Annotated in this window: 15 protein-coding genes; 9 read left to right on the top strand and 6 right to left on the bottom strand. The window is 64.1% G+C overall.

Annotated elements, in window-relative coordinates; genetic code table 11:
* Positions 1 to 135 precede the first annotated feature (135 nt).
* Positions 136 to 504, top strand: coding sequence for a VanZ family protein (locus FJ867_RS19355; RefSeq protein ID WP_140818273.1), 369 nt, complete (start codon positions 136 to 138; stop codon positions 502 to 504).
* 79 nt (positions 505 to 583) lie between these two features.
* Here FJ867_RS19355 and smc read toward each other — a convergent pair whose 3' ends face one another.
* From smc to FJ867_RS19370, 3 genes are all read right to left on the bottom strand, one after another.
* Positions 584 to 4,042: a chromosome segregation protein SMC gene (gene smc, locus FJ867_RS19360; RefSeq protein WP_140818275.1), complete on the bottom strand. Its 3,459-nt coding sequence runs from the start codon at positions 4,040 to 4,042 to the stop codon at positions 584 to 586.
* Between the two features lie 114 nt (positions 4,043 to 4,156).
* Complete coding sequence (locus FJ867_RS19365; protein WP_140494928.1) at positions 4,157 to 4,900, bottom strand: DsbA family protein; 744 nt, start codon at positions 4,898 to 4,900, stop codon at positions 4,157 to 4,159.
* Positions 4,901 to 5,042: 142 nt separating this feature from the next.
* Positions 5,043 to 5,543 (bottom strand): DUF721 domain-containing protein, encoded by a 501-nt coding sequence (locus FJ867_RS19370; RefSeq protein ID WP_140555929.1) that lies wholly within the window; start codon positions 5,541 to 5,543, stop codon positions 5,043 to 5,045.
* 56 nt (positions 5,544 to 5,599) lie between these two features.
* On the opposite strand from FJ867_RS19370, the gene mutY reads away from it, so the two are divergent.
* A complete protein-coding gene (gene mutY, locus FJ867_RS19375) occupies positions 5,600 to 6,814 on the top strand; it encodes an A/G-specific adenine glycosylase (RefSeq protein ID WP_140494932.1) in 1,215 nt (404 codons plus the stop codon).
* Positions 6,811 to 7,422 carry an HAD family phosphatase gene (locus FJ867_RS19380; RefSeq protein WP_140494934.1) on the top strand — a complete coding sequence of 204 codons (612 nt, stop codon included), beginning with the start codon at positions 6,811 to 6,813 and terminating at the stop codon, positions 7,420 to 7,422. Before mutY ends, FJ867_RS19380 begins: the two co-directional genes overlap by 4 nt.
* 66 nt (positions 7,423 to 7,488) lie before the next feature.
* Here the strand turns inward: FJ867_RS19380 and FJ867_RS19385 are convergent, their stop codons facing one another.
* Positions 7,489 to 8,622, bottom strand: coding sequence for a site-specific DNA-methyltransferase (locus FJ867_RS19385; RefSeq protein WP_140514844.1), 1,134 nt, complete (start codon positions 8,620 to 8,622; stop codon positions 7,489 to 7,491).
* Positions 8,623 to 8,787: 165 nt separating this feature from the next.
* On the opposite strand from FJ867_RS19385, the gene FJ867_RS19390 reads away from it, so the two are divergent.
* Positions 8,788 to 9,477 carry an HAD family phosphatase gene (locus FJ867_RS19390; protein ID WP_140514843.1) on the top strand — a complete coding sequence of 230 codons (690 nt, stop codon included), beginning with the start codon at positions 8,788 to 8,790 and terminating at the stop codon, positions 9,475 to 9,477.
* 35 nt (positions 9,478 to 9,512) lie between these two features.
* Here the strand turns inward: FJ867_RS19390 and FJ867_RS19395 are convergent, their stop codons facing one another.
* Entirely contained in the window at positions 9,513 to 10,238 is a 726-nt protein-coding gene (locus tag FJ867_RS19395; protein WP_140514841.1) for a hypothetical protein, read from the bottom strand.
* 129 nt (positions 10,239 to 10,367) lie between these two features.
* Between FJ867_RS19395 and thrC the strand changes: the two genes are divergently transcribed.
* The 4 genes from thrC to FJ867_RS19415 are packed head-to-tail and all read left to right on the top strand — an operon-like array spanning position 10,368 to position 16,576.
* The gene (gene thrC / locus FJ867_RS19400; protein ID WP_140564255.1) at positions 10,368 to 11,765 is read left to right on the top strand and encodes a threonine synthase; all 1,398 of its coding nucleotides are present in this window, start codon (positions 10,368 to 10,370) and stop codon (positions 11,763 to 11,765) included.
* Positions 11,766 to 11,779: 14 nt separating this feature from the next.
* Entirely contained in the window at positions 11,780 to 13,072 is a 1,293-nt protein-coding gene (locus FJ867_RS19405) for a pitrilysin family protein (protein WP_140494943.1), read from the top strand.
* A gap of 15 nt (positions 13,073 to 13,087) precedes the next feature.
* The gene (locus FJ867_RS19410) at positions 13,088 to 13,684 is read left to right on the top strand and encodes a GNAT family protein (RefSeq protein WP_140520802.1); all 597 of its coding nucleotides are present in this window, start codon (positions 13,088 to 13,090) and stop codon (positions 13,682 to 13,684) included.
* Between the two features lie 3 nt (positions 13,685 to 13,687).
* The gene (locus FJ867_RS19415; RefSeq protein ID WP_140514838.1) at positions 13,688 to 16,576 is read left to right on the top strand and encodes an EAL domain-containing protein; all 2,889 of its coding nucleotides are present in this window, start codon (positions 13,688 to 13,690) and stop codon (positions 16,574 to 16,576) included.
* Between the two features lie 22 nt (positions 16,577 to 16,598).
* Here FJ867_RS19415 and FJ867_RS19420 read toward each other — a convergent pair whose 3' ends face one another.
* Positions 16,599 to 17,207: a YqgE/AlgH family protein gene (locus FJ867_RS19420; RefSeq protein ID WP_140494949.1), complete on the bottom strand. Its 609-nt coding sequence runs from the start codon at positions 17,205 to 17,207 to the stop codon at positions 16,599 to 16,601.
* Positions 17,208 to 17,376: 169 nt separating this feature from the next.
* On the opposite strand from FJ867_RS19420, the gene FJ867_RS19425 reads away from it, so the two are divergent.
* Positions 17,377 to 18,183 carry a protein-disulfide reductase DsbD domain-containing protein gene (locus FJ867_RS19425; protein WP_140674956.1) on the top strand — a complete coding sequence of 269 codons (807 nt, stop codon included), beginning with the start codon at positions 17,377 to 17,379 and terminating at the stop codon, positions 18,181 to 18,183.
* The last annotated feature ends 34 nt before the right edge of the window (positions 18,184 to 18,217 follow it).

The raw sequence follows: 18,217 nt of genomic DNA on the forward strand, positions 1-18,217 counted from the left end.
TCAACACCTCCGGCCAAAAGCCAAAAGTGTTACCCATGTGTCCGGTACAAAACGTCACCTATGTCTCGGGTCGCTCAAGGTCCGTTCCGGACACATCGGTTACGGTTTATACCGGAGACATGTTGTTGGAGCAGAATGAGAATCTATTCCGTCGCCGAGCGGATTGCCTTTGTCGTCACGCTCCTGGCCGTCCTCGTTCTCGCGCTGCTGCCGGCACATCGCCTCAAGCAATTCGGGATCGATATCGGCTTCCACTATGACAAGCTCAATCACGCCAGCGCATTCGCCGTGCTGGCTTTCCTGGGCAGCCTCGGCTGGCCGCGGCAGAAGCCGGCGCTGATCGTCTTTCTGGCTTTTGTCGGTGCCGCCATCGAAGTCCTCCAGGGCACCACGGTGATAGGCCGCGATTTCGACGTGCTCGACTGGGTTGCCGATTGCATTGGCATTGCATGCGGTCTGCTGGCCGCGATCTGGGCCACCTGGGTCGTGCAACGCGCAAGGTGAGAAGAAGCCGAACCCGACTTGCCTTACCGCGAAGACAACGCTCAAAATCAGGCTTCAGCACGGCACGTTGAAGGTGAAGTCAGCTTGCCTCGCGCATGGCTTCGGCTGCCTGCAGATCGACCGAAACGAGCTGGCTGACGCCCTGCTCGGCCATGGTCACCCCGAACAGCCTGTCCATGCGCGCCATGGTGATCGGATTGTGGGTGATGATGACGAAGCGCGTCTCGGTGGTCTTGGCCATCTCGTCCATCAGATTGCAGAAGCGTTCGACATTATGGTCGTCGAGCGGCGCATCGACCTCGTCGAGTACGCAGATCGGCGCCGGGTTGGTGAGGAACACGGCGAAGATCAGCGACATCGCCGTAAGTGCCTGTTCGCCGCCGGACAGCAGCGTCATGGTCTGCGGCTTCTTGCCGGGCGGACGGGCAAGGATTTCAAGCCCCGCCTCGAGCGGATCCTCGGATTCGATCAGCTGCAATTCCGCCGTGCCGCCGCCGAAGAGATGCGAAAACAGCCGCTGGAAATGGCCGTTGACCACGTCGAAGGCCGCGAGAAGCCGCTCGCGGCCCTCGCGGTTGAGGCTCTGGATCGCTTGCCGGAGCTTGCGGATCGCCTCGATGATGTCCTCGCGCTCCGAGACGATGGTCTCCAGCCGGTCCGAAAGCTCCTTCTGCTCTTCCTCCGCGCGCAGGTTAACGGCGCCGAGCCGCTCGCGCTCGATCTTCAGCCTGTCGAGCTGGCGCTCGATCTCGGCCATTTCGGGCATCGGATCGTCCGCTTCCAGCCCGGTATGGCGGATGACCAGATGTGGCGGCGTGTTCAGCGTCTCCTGGATGCGCGCCTCGACCTCCAGCCGGCGCTCGTCGGCCGCGGTCAAGCGCTCCTCGGCGCGGACACGGGTCTCGCGCGCCTCGGCCAGCGACTGGATGGCGCCGGTGGCCGCCTTGTCCAGTTCGGCCTGCCTGTTCTCCGCTTCCTGCAGACGGTCGGCTGCCGCCTTGCGCAAGGTCTCGGCTTCGGTGAGCTGCGACAGCAAGGCGCGCCGCTTGGCATCGATCTCGTCGGGTGCGTCGGCCAATCTCTCGCGTTCGGCCTCGGCCTCTGCCTTGCGTTCGCCCAGCGAGGCGATCTGCGTCGAAGCGTTCTCGGCGCGCTCCAGCCAGTTGCTGCGCTCGGCGCCGATCGCATCGAGCCGGCGCGAACGCGCCTCGGCCTCCCGCCGCAACCCTTCATGGACGGCACGCGCATCGGCGAGCGTGGCGCGGTCGCGGGCGACATTGGCCGAGGATTGCTCGAGCTGTATCTGCAGGTCGCCGAGATCGGGCGCGTCCTGCAGCAGCATTTCCGCCTCGGCAAAGGCGGCCGAAGTTTCTTCATGACTGTCGACAATACGGGCGCGGGCCTCGTCCAGGGCGGCGCGCCGGCTCGACAACTCGCCGCCGGCCTTTTCGGCTTCGGCCAGCGCGTTGCGGGCGGCGTCCAGCCCGTGCTGGGCGTCGCGTCCGGCCTGACGCGCGGCGCGCTCGGCCTCGCTGGCCTCGCGAAGGGACTGTTCGGCCTGTGCGAGCACTGCCTCGGCCTCGCGCAGCACAAGCGTCGCCTGCACCGCTTCGGCATCGAGCTCGGCCAGCCGGTTCTTTTGCGCCAGGCGTTGCGCGGCCGCGGTCGGCGCGTCGGCGCTGGCGGTCAGCCCGTCCCACCGCCACAGCGCGCCCTCAGGGCTGACCAGCCTCTGGCCGGGCGCGAGCAGCCCTTGCAGGCGGCGGCCGTCGGCGGCTTCGACAATGCCGATCTGCGCCAGCCGGCGGGCAAGCTGCGCCGGGGCACGTACCACGCTGGCCAGGCTCTTGATGCCTTCGGGAAGCGCGGCGTCACCGGTCTGGATCGCGCTCTCGCCCCAATGCACCGGGGCGCTGCGGTCGAGCGGCACGTCAAGGTCCTCGCCGAGGGCGGCGCCCAAGGCCGTCTCATAGCCGCGCTCGACGCTGATCTGTTCCAGCACGGACGGGAAGAGATCGCCGCTGGCTGCGTTCAGGATCTTGGCCAGCGTGCGGGCTTCGGTTTCGATGCGCGCCAGTTCGGCCCTGGCGTCCTGTAACGGCGGGCGGGCGGCATTTTCGGCGGCGCGCGCCTCGGCGACCGCCTGTTCGGCGGCAATCGCGCCGGCCTCGCTCTCTTCGAGCCGCGCCAGCGCGTCCTCGACCAGAAGTCGCTTCTCGGCCGGGTCGGGCAGGCCCGCGACTTTGGAGAGCATTTCCGACAATTCGCGGTCGACATCGGCGAGTTGGCGGGCGAAACGGTCCCGACGCTCGGCGGTCTCGCGCAGCGTCCGCTCGACCTGATTGCGCGAAGCGGCGGCCTCGGCCCGCTCGGCGGTAAGTGCTGCAAGCCTGGCTTCGCTCTGCGAGAGCGTCGCGGCTGCCTGTTCGAAGGCGGCGCGGGTGGTTGCTTCACGCTCGGCCGCGCCGCCATTTTCGGAGTTGAGCGCTGCTTCCTCGGCGCGCAGGCGTTCCAGGATATCCGCATTGTCGCGCACCATGCGCTCCTCGCGGGCGATGTCACCGTCGAGCTGCTGGAGCCGGCGCTCGAGTTCCGCCTGACGGGCGCGGATGCGGCCGGCTTCTTCCTCGATCTGCGATCTGGCGATCGACAGGCGCTGGAAGGCCGCGGCCGCCGCAGCTTCGGCGTCACGCAAATCGGGCAGCCGATGCGCGCCGATACCTTGCTCCCTGGCGGCCGCCATCTGGGCGGCGGCGCGGTCGCCAACCAGGGCGGTGGCGACGGCCAGCGCCGAACGTGCCTCGCCTTCCTGGGCCTTGGCCAGCGTCCAGCGCAGATGGAGCAGCGTCGCCTCGGCCTTGCGGATGTCGGCCGACAGGTTCTTGAAGCGGGAGGCCTGGCGTGCTTGGCGCTTCAGGCTTTCGATCTGGCTTTCCAGCTCGCCAACGACGTCATCCAGGCGCTCGAGGTTCTGCTCGGCGGCCTTGAGCCTGAGTTCGGCCTCGTGGCGGCGCGTATGCAGGCCGGAAATGCCAGCCGCTTCTTCCAGCAGGGCGCGGCGCGCCTGGGGCTTGGCCTGGATCAGCTCGCCGATGCGACCCTGGCCAACCATCGAGGGCGAACGCGCGCCGGTCGACTGGTCGGCGAACAGAAGCTGCACGTCCTTGGCGCGCGCTTCCTTGCCGTTGATACGGTAGAGCGAGCCCGCCTCACGCTCGATGCGGCGCGAGACCTGCAATTCGTCGGCGTCGTTGAAGGCTGCCGGCGCCGAGCGATCGCTGTTGTCGAGGAACAACGTGACCTCGGCGGTATTGCGTGCCGGGCGCGTGCCCGAGCCGGAAAAGATCACGTCGTCCATGCCGGACGCGCGCATGTTCTTGTAGGAGCTTTCGCCCATCACCCAGCGCAGCGCCTCGACAAGGTTAGACTTGCCGCAGCCGTTCGGCCCGACAATGCCCGTCAGGCCGCGTTCGATCACGAACTCGCCTGGTTCGACGAAGGATTTGAAACCGAGGAGGCGAAGGCGCGAAAACTTCATTCACGCCGCCCTGAAAGCGACTTTTGCGAAAACGCGCCGCGGGTTTGCGGCGGCGCGCAGCACGGCCAAAGGCCACGCATGCCGAAGCGCTGCCGCTTCGGCATCGCCAAGACGTCAGAGCTGAGGGTCGATGATGGCCGACATTTCCTCAATCGACATCGCCCCTTTGTAGGTCTTTCCGTTGATGAAGAAGGTCGGCGTCGAGTCGACCTTGAATTCGTCGGCGCCGCGTTTCTGGACCGCCCTCACATCGTCCAGAAGTTTCTGGTCCGTCAAGCAGGCTTCGAAGGACTCCTGTGTAAAACCGGCGAGCTTGGAGATTTGCAGCAGCGCATCCTTGGTGTTGGACACGCCCACCCAGTTCGCCTGCTGCTTGAACAGGACATCCACCATCGGGAAGTAGTTGTCCTTGGCACAGCGCGCCAGCATGAAACCGGCCTCGGCGCTCGGATCGAACGGGAATTCGCGCAGAATATAGCGCGCCTTGCCGGTATCGATGTATTTCTTCTTCAATTCCGGAAAGGTGGTTTCGGCAAAATGCGCGCAATGCGGGCAGGTCATCGAGGCGTATTCGACGATCGTGACCTTGGCGTCGTCCTTGCCGAGTTGCTTGTCGGGCAATGCGCCGGGCTTAAGCAGTTCGGCCATGTCGACGGTGCCTTGAGCCTCCGGCGCCTTGACGGCGGCCGGCGTGGCCGATGTCGCGGGTGCGGCGGGAGCGGCAGGCTTCACATCGGCCGCCTTGGCTTCCTCACCAGAGTCGCTGCATGCCGCAAGCACGGCCACCACCGGAATGGCGGCCAGCGAAGACAGCAGGTTTCTGCGGGACAAGCTTTTGCCGAACGGAGGACGGTTCATACGAATCACCTGACAGGGGTTGGATTTTGCAACGCAAAGGCACGAAAAGGCGAGAGTTGGCGCGAATTAAGGCATCGCCGTCCCCAATCCAATCGTGAAACTTGAAGCTTATAATCACGAAATCGCGAGATTGGCGACGGTGCTATGACTTTCTTTGTCCCAGAATAGTGGCGCCGAGCCGCTCCAGAGAGGCACGCAGGCCATCGTCTTCTATCTTGCCGACGATGTGCGACAGTCTTGATTTTTCCGCCTCATTGAGAGGCCTGACGGGTGGTTTCGGCCGCGCCTTTTCACTTAGAACCGGCTTCTGCACTATCCTGATGCGGCCGATGGCCGTGAAGCCGAGAAATGCATTGACGCGATTGATGATCTCGCCGGCCTCATGCTGCAGATGGAGCGCCGCCATGCCCTCGCAGGCGATCACCAGCACGGCCGGCTCGAACGGGTCGTCTTCGTGCAGCCGCCGAGGCCACTGGATCTTTTCAGGGCGCGAATGGCCGGCCAGGCGCGAACCGGCAATCTCTTCCCACGACTGGACCAGGCTGACCGAAATGCCCGCCCGCTTGCGCAGCACCGGGTCGAGGATCGCGGTGGCGAGATCGCTCACCGGAACGGGATTGCCGAAGGGCCTTTTCCCTGCCATGTGCGTTCTCCAGCCACCCACCTCCACTCTTCCCGGCCGAGGCCGATACGAGATCAATGGCACCGCACGAGCAGACCCGCAAGGCCATATCAGAGGACAGCAGCAGCAAAGCTGCGTCTAGTGACAGCAGCAAAGCTGCGTCTAGTGACAGCAGCAGAGCTGCGTCCGGGGACAGCAGCAAAGCTGGCGATACCGCATCCCGCCTGCTCGCATGGTACGACGTGCATCATCGCGAGTTGCCGTGGCGCGTGACCCCGCGCGACCATGCCCGTGGCGTGCGGCCCGATCCTTACCGGATCTGGCTGTCGGAGGTCATGCTGCAGCAGACCACGGTTGAAGCCGTGAAGGCCTATTTTCGCGCCTTTGTCGAGAAATGGCCTGATGTCGCGGCGCTGGCGGCGGCGCCCGTCGAGGACGTGATGAAAGCCTGGGCAGGGCTCGGCTACTATTCCCGTGCCCGCAACCTCAAGGCCTGTGCCGATCTGGTGGCCGGGCGCGACGGCCGGTTTCCGGATACGGAAGCCGGCTTGAAGGAATTGCCGGGCATCGGCGCCTATACTTCGGCGGCGATCGCGGCGATCGCTTTCGACCGGCCGGCTGCCGTCGTCGATGGCAATGTCGAACGTGTCGTGACCCGCCTGTTCTCCATTGCCACGCCGCTCAGCGAAGCCAAGGCCGACATTCGCGCCCGTGTCGAGCGCATGGTTCCCACGACGAGGCCCGGCGATTTCGCTCAGGCGATGATGGACCTCGGCGCCACGATCTGTACCCCGCGCCGGCCGCGCTGCATGCTTTGCCCGCTGCGCGAGGGCTGCAGCGCGGTCGTTTCAGGCGATCCTGAACAATATCCCGTGCGCCTGCCCAAGGCCGACAAACCGCTGCGGCGCGGCGCAGCCTTCGTCGCCGTGCGAAGCGACGGTGCCATTCTTCTGCGCAAACGCGCCGACAAAGGGCTGCTCGGCGGCATGACCGAGGTGCCGACGACCGGCTGGACGGCGCGGCTGGACGGCGCGACCACAGCGGCGGCCGCACCCTTTCCCGGCGACTGGCGACAAGCCGGCCGGATCGCGCATGTCTTCACCCATTTTGCGCTCGAGCTCGAAATCTTCCTCGCCCGAAGCACCGGCGAGACGCCCGCCGGGCATTTCTGGTCGCTGCCGTCGGACATTTCGGGTGAAGCGCTGCCCACTGTCATGAAAAAGGCAATCGAGGCTGCGATACCCGGCGCGACGAAAAAAGCCGTCACCGAACAGTGCAGAGAGGCCCCATGACTGAAATCCGCCACATCGTGTTCGACATCGGCAAAGTGCTGATCCACTACGACCCGAACATCCCGTTCAGCCGGCTTATTCCCGATGCCGAGGAGAGAAAGTGGTTCTTCGACAATGTCTGCACGCATGACTGGAACATCGAGCAGGACCGCGGCCGGACATGGGAAGAGGCGGAAACGCTGCTGATCGCGGACCACCCGGATCACGCGGAAAACATCCGCAATTTTCGCCGCCACTGGCACGACATGGTGCCGCATGCCTATGACGACAGCGTCGCCATCATGGTCGGTCTGATCGACAGCGGCCACGATGTCACCATGCTGACCAACTTCGCCGCCGATACGCTGGCCGAAGCGCGCAAACGCTTCGATTTTCTCAATCGTCCGCGCGGTGTCACCATTTCGGGTGAGATCGGCAAGATCAAGCCGGATCGCGACATCTACGACCATCACGTCGCCGCGTTCGAGCTCGAACCGTCCGCGACGCTGTTCATCGACGACAGCCAGAAGAATGTCGACGGCGCCAAAGCGGCCGGCTGGCAGGCAGTGCTGTTCACCGATGCCAAGACACTTCAAGCAGACCTTGAGCGGCTCGGAATCAAGGCGTGATTTGAATCGCTTCCAGTACTTCGTTGAGACTTTGAACCAACGCCAAGGCCGCGGCAATCGGCAGGGTCAGCCCCCTGCCCTTTCCATGCCGAGACGCGCGATGCGACGCAGTTCGTCGATCGGGGTCAGGCCGCCGCTGCGCTCATAGTGCCAGAAGGTCCAGCCGTTGCAGGCATCCAGGCCCTGAACTTCGGCGCCGATCTTGTGGATCGATCCGGCACTGTCGCCGATCGCCACCGTGCCGTCGGCGCGGACCTTGGCCGCCCAGCGCTTCTTGGCGTCGTAGAGCGTCGCGCCGGGCGTCACCAGCCCCGTGTCGATCAGGCTGACGAAGGCGACGCGCGGCTCGGCGCGCTTGCCGGTGAGCACGGTCAGGTCCGCGCCGTCGAGCGGCCGCACCGCGTCGATGCGCTCATTGGCGGCGTCGATATAGGCCTGCTCGCGCTCTATGCCGACAAAATGCCTGCCGAGGCGCTTCGCCACCGCGCCTGTCGTGCCGGAGCCGAAGAAGGGATCGAGCACGACGTCGCCGGGCTTGGTCGAGGCCATCATGACGCGGGCGAGCAGCGCCTCCGGCTTCTGCGTCGGGTGCAGTTTATCGCCATTGTCGTTCTTCAGACGCTCGCCACCGGTGCAGATCGGGAACAGCCAGTCGGAACGCATCTGTATGTCGTCGTTCGACGCCTTCAACGCTTCGTAGTTGAAGGTATAGCCCTTGCCCTTCTGGTCGCGGGAGGCCCAGATCATCGTCTCATGCGCGTTCTGGAAGCGGCGGCCGCGAAAATTCGGCATCGGGTTGGTCTTGCGCCATACGACGTCGTTGAGGATCCAGAAGCCGAGGTCCTGCATCTTGGCCCCGACCCGGAAGATGTTGTGATAGGAGCCGATGACCCAGATGGTGCCGTTGGGCTTCAGCACCCGGCGCGCGGCCAGCAGCCAGGCGCGCGTGAAGGCATCGTAGGCCTCGAAGCTCTCGAACCGGTCCCAGTCGTCGTCCACCGCATCGACCTTGGATTGGTCGGGCCGGTGCAGGTCGCCGTCGAGCTGCAGATTGTAGGGTGGATCGGCGAAGATGACGTCGATGCATTTTTCGGGCAGCCGGTCGAGCGCCGCGACGCAGTCGCCCTTCAGGATCGTGTCCAGCCATTCGGATTGCTGGGGAGCATGGGAAAGCTCGTCGACAAGACGCACGGCTGACATTTTTACACCCAAGGCACGCGTTACTGTTTACTCCCGGTTATGGTTACCGATCAGCGTAAATATTCGGTGAAGGGCAGCGATCGGACGCCGCCGGTTTGCGCCGACGTGCCCGTTGGTGTATGCCGCGCCGCCTGAAGCCTGCCCGTTCTCATTGCCCGGATCACCATGCCCCAGCCAGACCTTGTCATCTTCGATTGCGACGGCGTGCTCGTCGATTCCGAAATCATCGCCGCGCGCGTCGAGGCCGAGCTCCTGACCTTGTCCGGATACGAAATCTCGGCCGAGGAGATTGCCGAGACTTATGCGGGGCTGACGTTCAAGGACATTCTGATGCGGGTTGAGGAGAAGTCCAACATCCCGTTCCAGGTTTCGCTGATCGATCGCGCCGAAGAGCTGGTCGACCGGAAACTGCGCAGCGACGTTCGTGCCATCGAGGGCGTGCGCGAAGCGGTCGCCTCGGTGACGGCGCAACGTTGCATCTGCTCCAACTCACGCTCGGAGCGGATAGAATTCATGCTGGAGAAGGTGCATCTGCTGCCATTCTTTGCCGGGCGCATCTTCTCCGCGATGGAGACGCCGACCGGAAAAACCAAACCGGCTCCCGACGTGTTCCTGTTCGCCGCCGAAAAGCTCGGCGCCCATCCGGCAAACACTTTCGTCATCGAGGATTCCGTGCACGGCGTGACCGGCGCAAGGTCGGCAGGAATGCGTGTCATCGGGTTCACCGGCGCCGCCCATAGCTATCCCGGCCATGCCGATGCGCTGACGGAGGCGGGCGCCGAGACGGTGATCCGCCGCTGGGCGGATCTGAGCGGCACGCTGGCCGCCCTATCAGAATGGTCGGCGGACGCGTGAGCGTCCGCTAGGCCCCGACGAGCACCCCCGCGGATTTAGTTGGTCGCGGCGGCTTTCTTCCTGCTCTTCTTCGGTTTGTCGGTCGCGGCCTTCGGCGCATTTTCATCATAGCCGGCATAGGCCTGATAATCCTGCGCCGTCGGCGCCGGCACGACGACGTTGGAATCGGTGAAGACGAACTGCGTGGCGACCGAGGGGTCGGTAACCTGGACCTGATATTGGTGGATCTGCGAATAAAGCACCTCGGTGCCATGCATCACCGCGGTGCGGATCGGCATGGTGATGGTGCCGGGCGTGAATTTCGGCCCTGGCACGATTTTGCCCGCGACGGCGATCTTCATCGTCAGCTGTCCGTCGGCGCGGCTGCAATCGCGGGTCACGTCGCTGATCGAGGCCTGATAAATGACCCTCGCCGAATCGTCCGGCGGAGTAGCAGCGGCAGCATCGGCCGCAGCCTGGGCCGCGGCATCCTGCGCGGCGTCGCCGGTCTTCTTGAGCTTGGGCCTGGGCTTCCGGGCTTCGTTGGCGTAGGTGTTGAAGAATGCCGTGCCGTCGCGAAGCATCACCCTCGGGCAATAGGCATTCAACTGGCTGGCCAGAATCTTGGGGTCCTGCGGCGGCGGTGGCGCGGTCGGGTCCTTCTTGCCAAAACCCAGGTTCAGCATACCGTTGTCGCCTGATTGGCAGCCGGCGGCGGCAAGCATAAAGCCGGTGAGCGCAAGACCCGCGAAAAAGCGACCGCTGAATGTATGAAACGCCATGAAACTGCACTTCCCTCTCGCAAAGCTGGTGACGTATATCAACCGCGCGGCAAAAATGCGACTGAGCCAGCGTAGAAATTAACCACCTTGCGTGGGTCGAAAACCCAAGGCAGTAACGGAATTGTGACGATGCAATATGTGAGTACCCGCGGCGAGGCGCCCGCGCTTGGGTTTTGCGATGCCGTCCTGACAGGCCTGGCACGCGACGGCGGGCTCTATGTGCCGCGCCAGTGGCCGCAATTCTCGATGGCCGAGATCCGCGCCATGCGCGGCCTGGCCTATTCCGAGCTGGCCATCCGCGTGCTGTCGCCGTTTCTTGGCGACGAAATCCCGGCTCCCGTGTTCGAGCGTCTGGTGCGGGAGGCCTATGCCACCTTCCGCCACGAGGCTGTCTGCCCGCTGGTCCAGACCGGCCCCAACGCTTTTATCCTCGAACTCTTCCATGGACCTACGCTCGCCTTCAAGGATGTCGCGATGCAGCTGCTCGCCCGGCTGATGGACCATGTGCTCGCCGAACGCAACCAGCATGCCACCATCGTCGGAGCCACATCGGGCGACACCGGCGGAGCAGCGATAGACGCCTTCGCCGGGCGCAGCCGCACCGACATCTTCATTCTCTTCCCGCATGGCCGCGTGTCGCCGGTGCAGCAACGGCAGATGACGACATCGAAGGCTGAGAACGTGCATGCCCTGGCGATCGAAGGCAATTTCGACGATTGCCAGGGCATGCTCAAGGACATGTTCAACGATCACGGCTTTCGCGACCGTGTCTCGCTGTCGGGGGTGAATTCAATCAACTGGGCCCGCATCATGGCCCAGATCGTCTATTATTTCTCCTCGGCCCTGTCGCTCGGCGCGCCCGATCGCCCCGTCTCCTTCACCGTGCCCACAGGGAATTTCGGCGATATCTTTGCCGGTTACGCCGCCAAAAAAATGGGCCTGCCGATCGATCGGCTGGTCATCGCCACCAACGACAACGACATACTGGCACGCACTTTCGCGACCGGCGAATACCGCACCAAGGGCGTGTTCGCGACCACCTCGCCTTCCATGGACATTCAGGTGTCGTCGAATTTCGAGCGCCTGCTGTTCGAGGCGTCGGGCCGCGACCCGGCGACTGTGCGGCGCTACATGGCCGGGCTCAAACAATCCGGCGCCTTCACCATAGAAGCCACGGAAATCGCAGGGATGCGAGCCGAATTCGATGCCGGCCGCGCAGATATGGACGAGGTCGCCGCGACGATCCGCTCGACGCTCGCGGCCAGCAACTACCTGCTTGATCCGCATACCGCGGCAGCCGTGCATGTCGCGGCCGGCAAGGCTTCGAATGCCGTGCCGATGGTGGTGCTGGGCACTGCGCACCCAGCAAAATTCCCGGCTGCCGTCGAGGCCGCCAGCGGCGTGTCGCCCGCACTGCCCGCATGGCTAGGTGGATTGATGACATCGGAGGAAAAATACACAGTACTTCCATCCGACCTGAAAATGGTGGAAGATTACGTCAGCCGCCGTGCGCGAGCGGCGCGTTAAGGAGTACGAACCATATGGGTGTTGAGGTAAGCCGTCTGTCGAACGGCCTGACAGTCGCCACCGAAACCCTTCCAAGCATCGAATCGGTTGCCCTGGGTGCCTGGGTCAAGTCGGGTGCCCGCAATGAGCGTGATGAAGAGCATGGCATGGCCCATCTGCTCGAGCACATGGCGTTCAAGGGCACAAAGCGGCGAACAGCCTTCGAGATCGCATCGGAGATCGAGGACGTGGGCGGCGAGATCAACGCCGCCACCAGCGTCGAGACCACATCCTACTATGCCAGGGTGCTCTCCGACGACGTGCCGCTGGCCGTCGACATTCTTGCCGACATCCTGCAGGAATCGGAATTCGATCCGCAGGAGCTCGAACGCGAGCAGCACGTGATCCTGCAGGAAATCGGCGCCGCGCACGACACGCCCGATGACATCGTGTTCGACCGGTTCACCGAGACGGCCTTTCGCCACCAGACCATCGGCCGCTCGATTCTGGGCACGCCGGAAACCGTCAAATCCTTTACCTCGAAGCAATTGCACGATTTCATCGAGCGCCAGTATGGCGCCGAACGCATGGTGATCGTGGCCGCCGGCGACATCAAGCACGACAATTTCGTGCGCGAAGTGGAAAAGCAGCTCGGCGGCTTCCGCACCAAGGCCGACAACACCATCCCGCAATATGCGCAATATGTCGGCGGCGATTTCCGCGAGGACCGCGACCTGATGGACGCGCAGATCGTGCTGGGCTTCGAAGGCCGCGCCTACCATGTGCGCGATTTCTACGCCTCGCAGGTGCTGTCGATGATCCTCGGCGGCGGCATGTCGTCCAGGCTGTTCCAGGAAGTCCGCGAAAAGCGTGGCCTGTGCTATTCGGTCTATGCCTTCCACTGGGGCTTTTCCGATACCGGCATATTCGGCGTCCATGCCGCGACCGGGCAGAGCGACATCGCCGAACTGGTGCCCGTCATCATCGAGGAATTGCAGAAGGCCGGCGAGAACATCCTGCAGGAAGAGCTCGACCGGGCGCGCGCACAATACCGCGCAGGTCTGATCATGTCGGCGGAAAGCCCGGCCAGCCGCGCCTCGCAGATCGCGAGACAGCTGCTCTTGTTCGGCCGGCCGATCGCCAAGGAGGAACTGATGGAGCGGCTCTCGGCGCTGACGGTCGATCGTTTGACCGACCTGTCGTCACGGCTGTTCTCGACCAAACCGACGCTTACCGCTGTAGGGCCTGTGGGTACGCTGGCGCCATACGAAGCGATCCTCGATTCGCTTCCGGGCACGCCCACCACGGCCCGCAAGCTCGCCGTCTAAGCCCGCACAAGCGCCGTGTTCGCGCTCCCTTTCTTTCGCCGCGACCTGCCGGCACTGAAGGGCGACCGCGTGACGCTGCGCGTGCCGTTCACCAATGACTACCGGGAGTGGTCGGCGGTGCGCGGCGAGAGCCGGGCCTTTCTAGAACCATGGGAGCCGCGCTGGGCGCCGGACGAGCTTGACCGGGCGGCATGGCGGCTGCGCATCAGCCGTTACCGCGAGGACTATGCGCAAGGGACGGCGATCGCCTTCTTCATATTCGAGAAATCGAGCGGCAGGTTGGCTGGCGGAATTACGCTCGGCAACATACGCCACGGGGTCTCGCAAAGCGGGCATGTCGGCTACTGGATCGGCGAGCGCTTCGGCGGCCGTGGCCTGATGACCGACGCCGTCAAGGTCGTGACCCGCTTCGCCTTCGATACGCTGAGGTTGCACCGGATCGAAGCGGCCTGTATTCCCGACAATATCAGGTCGATCCGTGTGCTTGAAAAAGCCGGATTCCGGCGCGAAGGACTTCTGCGATCCTACCTCAGGATCAATGGCATCTGGCAGGACCACTACCTCTACGCCCGGATCGCGGACGATCCGCCAGGCGCTGGAACGAAGGACTGATTTTTGACGAAATTCCTGCGCAACGGGCCGCTGTTCGCCTTTGTCCTCGCGACGATCCTGACGCTGTGCGCGGCGTCCTCGGCCTTTGCCGTCGAACCGATCAAGATCGCTCGCGACGATGTCGCGCTCGATCTGTCCGGCGCCGTGGAAATCTACCGCAACCAGGGCGAAAACTTCCAGGTTTCGACCGCGCCCGGGCCCGACGGCATCGTACGACGCATCGAGGTCGAGGCCAATGACGCCCGTTCCACCGGCGACTGGGCCGTGTTCGCGCTTGCCAACACCACCGACCAGCAGCTCGACCGGCTGATCGTGGCGCCGCATTTCCGACTGGTCAATTCCGGCATCTTCTGGCCGGATCTCGGCTCGACCCGTATCGCCGCCATCACGCCCAGCGAAGGCTTTGCGCTCGACCGCCAGAGCAGCCCGGACGCCGACGTCTTCCGGGTGACGCTGAACCCGGGAACGGTGATCACCTTCATCGCCGAACTCGCCTCGCCCAAGCTGCCGCAGGTCTATCTCTGGGACCCGGAATCCTACAAGGACTCAGTCAATTCCTACACGCTGTTCCGCGGCATCGTCATCGGCATCGCCGGGCTTCTCGCGCTGTTCCTGACCATCCTGTTCGTGGTCAAGGGAACCTCCATGTTCCCTGCGACCGCAGCACTCGCCTGGGCCGTGCTTGCCTATATCTGCGTCGATTTCGGCTTCCTCAACAAGATCATCGAGATATCGCCCGGCAACGAGCAGATGTGGCGGGCGGGAACGGAGGTGGCCCTGGCGGCGACCTTCGTGGTGTTCCTGTTCGCCTATCTCAATCTCAATCGATGGCACGGCCATTTCAGCTATGGGGCGCTGGTCTGGATCCTTGGCCTGCTCTTGATCGCCGGCGTCGCCATCGTCGACCCGGCGGTTGCCGCGGGCATCGCCAGGCTGTCCTTCGCCGCCACCGCGCTGACCGGGCTCGGCCTGATCATCTTCCTCGGCATACGCGGTTATGATCGCGCGATCATGCTTGTGCCCAGTTGGGTGATGGTGCTGTTGTGGCTATGCGGATCGTGGATGGCGATAACCGGCATGCTCGACAACGACATCGCCCAGCCGGCGCTTGGCGGCGGTCTGATCCTCATCATCCTGCTGATCGGCTTCACCGTCATGCAGCATGCCTTCGCCGGAGGCGCGCTGCACCAGGGCCTGTTCTCCGACCTCGAGCGGCAGGCGCTGGCGGTGGCCGGCTCGGGCGACACGGTGTGGGACTGGGACGTGCTGCGCGACCGCGTCGTCACCAAGCCCGACGTCAGCATCCAGCTCGGCCTCGCCCCCAACAGCCTGGGGGGTGCCGCCCGCAACTGGCTGCCGGTGCTGCATGTCGATGACCGCGACACGTTCCGCACCACGCTCGACGTGGTGCTCGAGCACCGTCGCGGCAAGGTGGCGCAGAACTTCCGGTTGCGCGGCGCCGACGGCCACTATCACTGGTTTGCGCTGCGCGCGCGCCCGGTTATCGGATCGGACGGTGAGGTCATCCGCTGTGTCGGCACCATGGTTGACGTCACCGAGCAGAAAAAATCCGAGGAGAGGCTGCTGCACGACGCGGTGCACGACAACCTCACCGGCCTGCCTAATCGCGAATTGTTCATGAACCGGCTCGAGGCGATCATCTCGATCGCACGGACCGAAGAGAAGGTGCGCCCGACCGTCTTCGTCATCGACATCGACCGCTTCAAGCAGGTCAATGACGGGCTCGGCATCTCGGCCGGCGACACCATCCTGCTCACCATCGCGCGACGCCTGCACCGGCTCTTGAAGCCGAAGGACTCGCTGTCACGCTTCGCCGGCGACCAGTTCGCCTTGATGCTGCTTTCCGAGCAGGACCCGGCCCGCATCGCGGCGGTGGCGGACGCCATCAAGCATGCCATCAACGCCCCGATCACCTTTGCCAAGCGCGAGATCGTGCTGACCGCCTCGATCGGGCTGATCACCTGGACCTCGGCGCAGACCTCGGCCGAGGACATGGTCAAGGACGCCGAGCTTGCCATGCATCAGGCCAAGCGCTTCGGCGGCGACAGGATCGAACCGTTCCGCCCGGCCTTCCGCACCGTCGGCACCGATCGGCTGCAGTTCGAATCCGACCTGCGCCGTGCCATCGAACGGCGCGAATTCACGCTTGCCTACCAGCCGATCGTTCGGCTGGAAGACGGCAGCGTCGCCGGCTTCGAGGCATTGCTGCGCTGGGACCATCCGCGCCGCGGCATGATCCCGCCGGCGGATTTCATTCCGGTCGCCGAAAGCTGCGGGCTGATCGTACAGCTTGGGCTGTTCGCCATGCAGCAGGCCGCCGAGGATCTGGCGGCATGGCAAAAGCAGATCGGCGACGCGCCGCTGTCGGTTTCGGTCAACCTTTCCAGCCGCCAGCTCATCCGCCGCGACCTGGTCAGCGACGTCCGCTCCGTGATTGCGCGGGCCAATCTGAAGCCGCGCTGCTTCCGGCTCGAGCTCACGGAATCGCTGGTTATGGACAATCCCGAGCAGACTGCCCATGTGCTGACCAAGCTGAAGCAGCTCGGCATCGGCCTGTCGCTGGACGATTTCGGTACCGGCTATTCTTCGCTGGCCTACCTGACGCGCTTTCCCTTCGACACGATCAAGATCGACAAGAGTTTCGTGGACGACAGCACGCCCAAACGCGCCGTGCTGCTCAAATCCATGGTCAGCATGGCGCATGAGCTCGGCCTGTCGGTGGTCGCCGAAGGCATTTCGGACGAGCGCGACGCGCTGGAGCTGCGCCAGATGGGCTGCGAATATGTGCAGAGCTTCATGTTCGGCGCCCCGATGCCCGGGGATCAGGTGCTGAAGACGCTGAAGGAACAGTATCCGCTGACGCAGGCGTAGTTGGCTTACACGCCGCTGGAGCTCAGGCGTGGCCGGCCGCTACACTCAAATGCGCGAGGTCGATGCCGATCGAGGCGAGAATCCGGTCGTATTTGCGCTCGATGTCGGTATCGAACAGAAGCTCCGGAGTGGCCGGACAGGTCAGCCAGCCGTTTTCGGCTATCTCGGTTTCCAACTGGCCGGCGCCCCAACCCGAATAGCCCAGCGCCATCAGCGCGTGACGGGGTCCCCGGCCCGACGATATGGCGCGCAATATGTCGACGGTCGCGGTCAGGCAGACATCGTCGGAAACGGTCAGCGAAGACTCCACCCGGTAATCGCCCGTATGCAGCACGAAGCCGCGGCTGCGGTCGACGGGCCCACCATTGCGAACGACGAAATCACGGGTACGGGCGGGCAACCGGATCGCCTCGTGCTCGTTCATGATGCCAAGTTGCACCAAAAGGTCCGGAAACAGCATCTGCTGCGTCTGGTTGATGATCAGGCCCATCGCGCCCTCATCGCTGTGGGCGCAGATGTAGATGACCGAGCGCGTGAAACGGTCGTCCTTCATGCCGGGCATGGCAATGAGGAACTGATCGTCGAGAAAGCCGCTGCCGGCGGCTGTCTTCTTGTGGCGCAACAAGTCCATAATCAGAGGGTAACGCGTTTCCCGGGCGCCGAAAAGATGTACCGCGCCGGTTTTCGACCAAGCCCGTGCCGCCGGCCGATCATTACCTGCGGCAAAGGTCACGCAAATATGATACCGGCAAGACCATGAAATCATTGCACGGCTATGAACGGACGATCAAATCATCACCATGCAAAGCTTGAAAATCCTGTTGCTCGGCGCCGCTGTCGGATCGGCAATCACACCCCCAGCCGCCGCCTCTTCGTCCGCCTGGTACAACAGCGAAGGCGGCAAGGTACGGCTGGTGACGAGCGGCAAGCCCGACGATGCCGGCCGCATCCGGGGCGTTCTCGACATAGCGCTCAAGCCTGGCTGGAAGACTTATTGGCGCGACCCGGGCGACGCGGGCGTGCCGCCGCAACTCGATATCTCGGCCAGCACCAACATTTCCGATGCCAGCCTCTCCTTCCCGGCGCCGAAGCGTCATGACGACGGCTACGGCAAATGGGCGGGCTACGACTATCCGGTCTCGCTGCCGGTGACGTTCACGCTGTCGGCCGCGAAGGATCCGTCCGTCATCGACGCCGACATTTTTCTCGGCATTTGCGAGACGATCTGCATCCCTGTGCAGACGCGGTTGACCGTCGACCCCGGCTCCGACCCGGACAATGCCGAGGACGCGGAGCTGGTCAAGGCGAGCTTCGCCGCCTTGCCCGCGCCGGCAAGATCCGACTTCGGCATCAACGTGCTGCCAGGCGACCATGAAACGCTGGTTGTGGAGGCGAGCTTTCCCGGCGATCCGGAAGCGGCGGACTTCTTCGTCGCAGGAGACCGCGACTACATGTTCGGTTCGCCGGCCCGCAGCCAGAAGGATGGCAAGCTGATCTTCACCGTGCCGATCCTCGACCGGCCCTCGACGACCCCCACGGATGGCGGACTTCACTATACACTGACGAGTTCGGCAGGCGCGGTCGAAGGGCTCTTGCCTTTCCCTTGATCCAGCCCTCCGCGATGGTTGCGGGAAACCGCAT

The organism is Mesorhizobium sp. B2-5-3, assembly GCF_006441005.1.
In the GTDB taxonomy this organism is placed as follows: domain Bacteria; phylum Pseudomonadota; class Alphaproteobacteria; order Rhizobiales; family Rhizobiaceae; genus Mesorhizobium.

Bases quoted from the DNA above. Each gene is read 5' to 3' on its own strand.
- FJ867_RS19370 (WP_140555929.1), bottom strand. From the start codon at position 5,543: ATGGCAGGGAAAAGGCCCTTCGGCAATCCCGTTCCGGTGAGCGATCTC.
- FJ867_RS19425 (WP_140674956.1), top strand. From the start codon at position 17,377: ATGCAAAGCTTGAAAATCCTGTTGCTCGGCGCCGCTGTCGGATCGGCA.
- mutY (WP_140494932.1), top strand. From the start codon at position 5,600: ATGGCACCGCACGAGCAGACCCGCAAGGCCATATCAGAGGACAGCAGC.
- FJ867_RS19405 (WP_140494943.1), top strand. From the start codon at position 11,780: ATGGGTGTTGAGGTAAGCCGTCTGTCGAACGGCCTGACAGTCGCCACC.
- FJ867_RS19420 (WP_140494949.1), bottom strand. From the start codon at position 17,207: ATGGACTTGTTGCGCCACAAGAAGACAGCCGCCGGCAGCGGCTTTCTC.
- FJ867_RS19385 (WP_140514844.1), bottom strand. From the start codon at position 8,622: ATGTCAGCCGTGCGTCTTGTCGACGAGCTTTCCCATGCTCCCCAGCAA.
- FJ867_RS19395 (WP_140514841.1), bottom strand. From the start codon at position 10,238: ATGGCGTTTCATACATTCAGCGGTCGCTTTTTCGCGGGTCTTGCGCTC.
- FJ867_RS19380 (WP_140494934.1), top strand. From the start codon at position 6,811: ATGACTGAAATCCGCCACATCGTGTTCGACATCGGCAAAGTGCTGATC.
- FJ867_RS19365 (WP_140494928.1), bottom strand. From the start codon at position 4,900: ATGAACCGTCCTCCGTTCGGCAAAAGCTTGTCCCGCAGAAACCTGCTG.
- FJ867_RS19355 (WP_140818273.1), top strand. From the start codon at position 136: ATGAGAATCTATTCCGTCGCCGAGCGGATTGCCTTTGTCGTCACGCTC.
- smc (WP_140818275.1), bottom strand. From the start codon at position 4,042: ATGAAGTTTTCGCGCCTTCGCCTCCTCGGTTTCAAATCCTTCGTCGAA.
- thrC (WP_140564255.1), top strand. From the start codon at position 10,368: ATGCAATATGTGAGTACCCGCGGCGAGGCGCCCGCGCTTGGGTTTTGC.
- FJ867_RS19390 (WP_140514843.1), top strand. From the start codon at position 8,788: ATGCCCCAGCCAGACCTTGTCATCTTCGATTGCGACGGCGTGCTCGTC.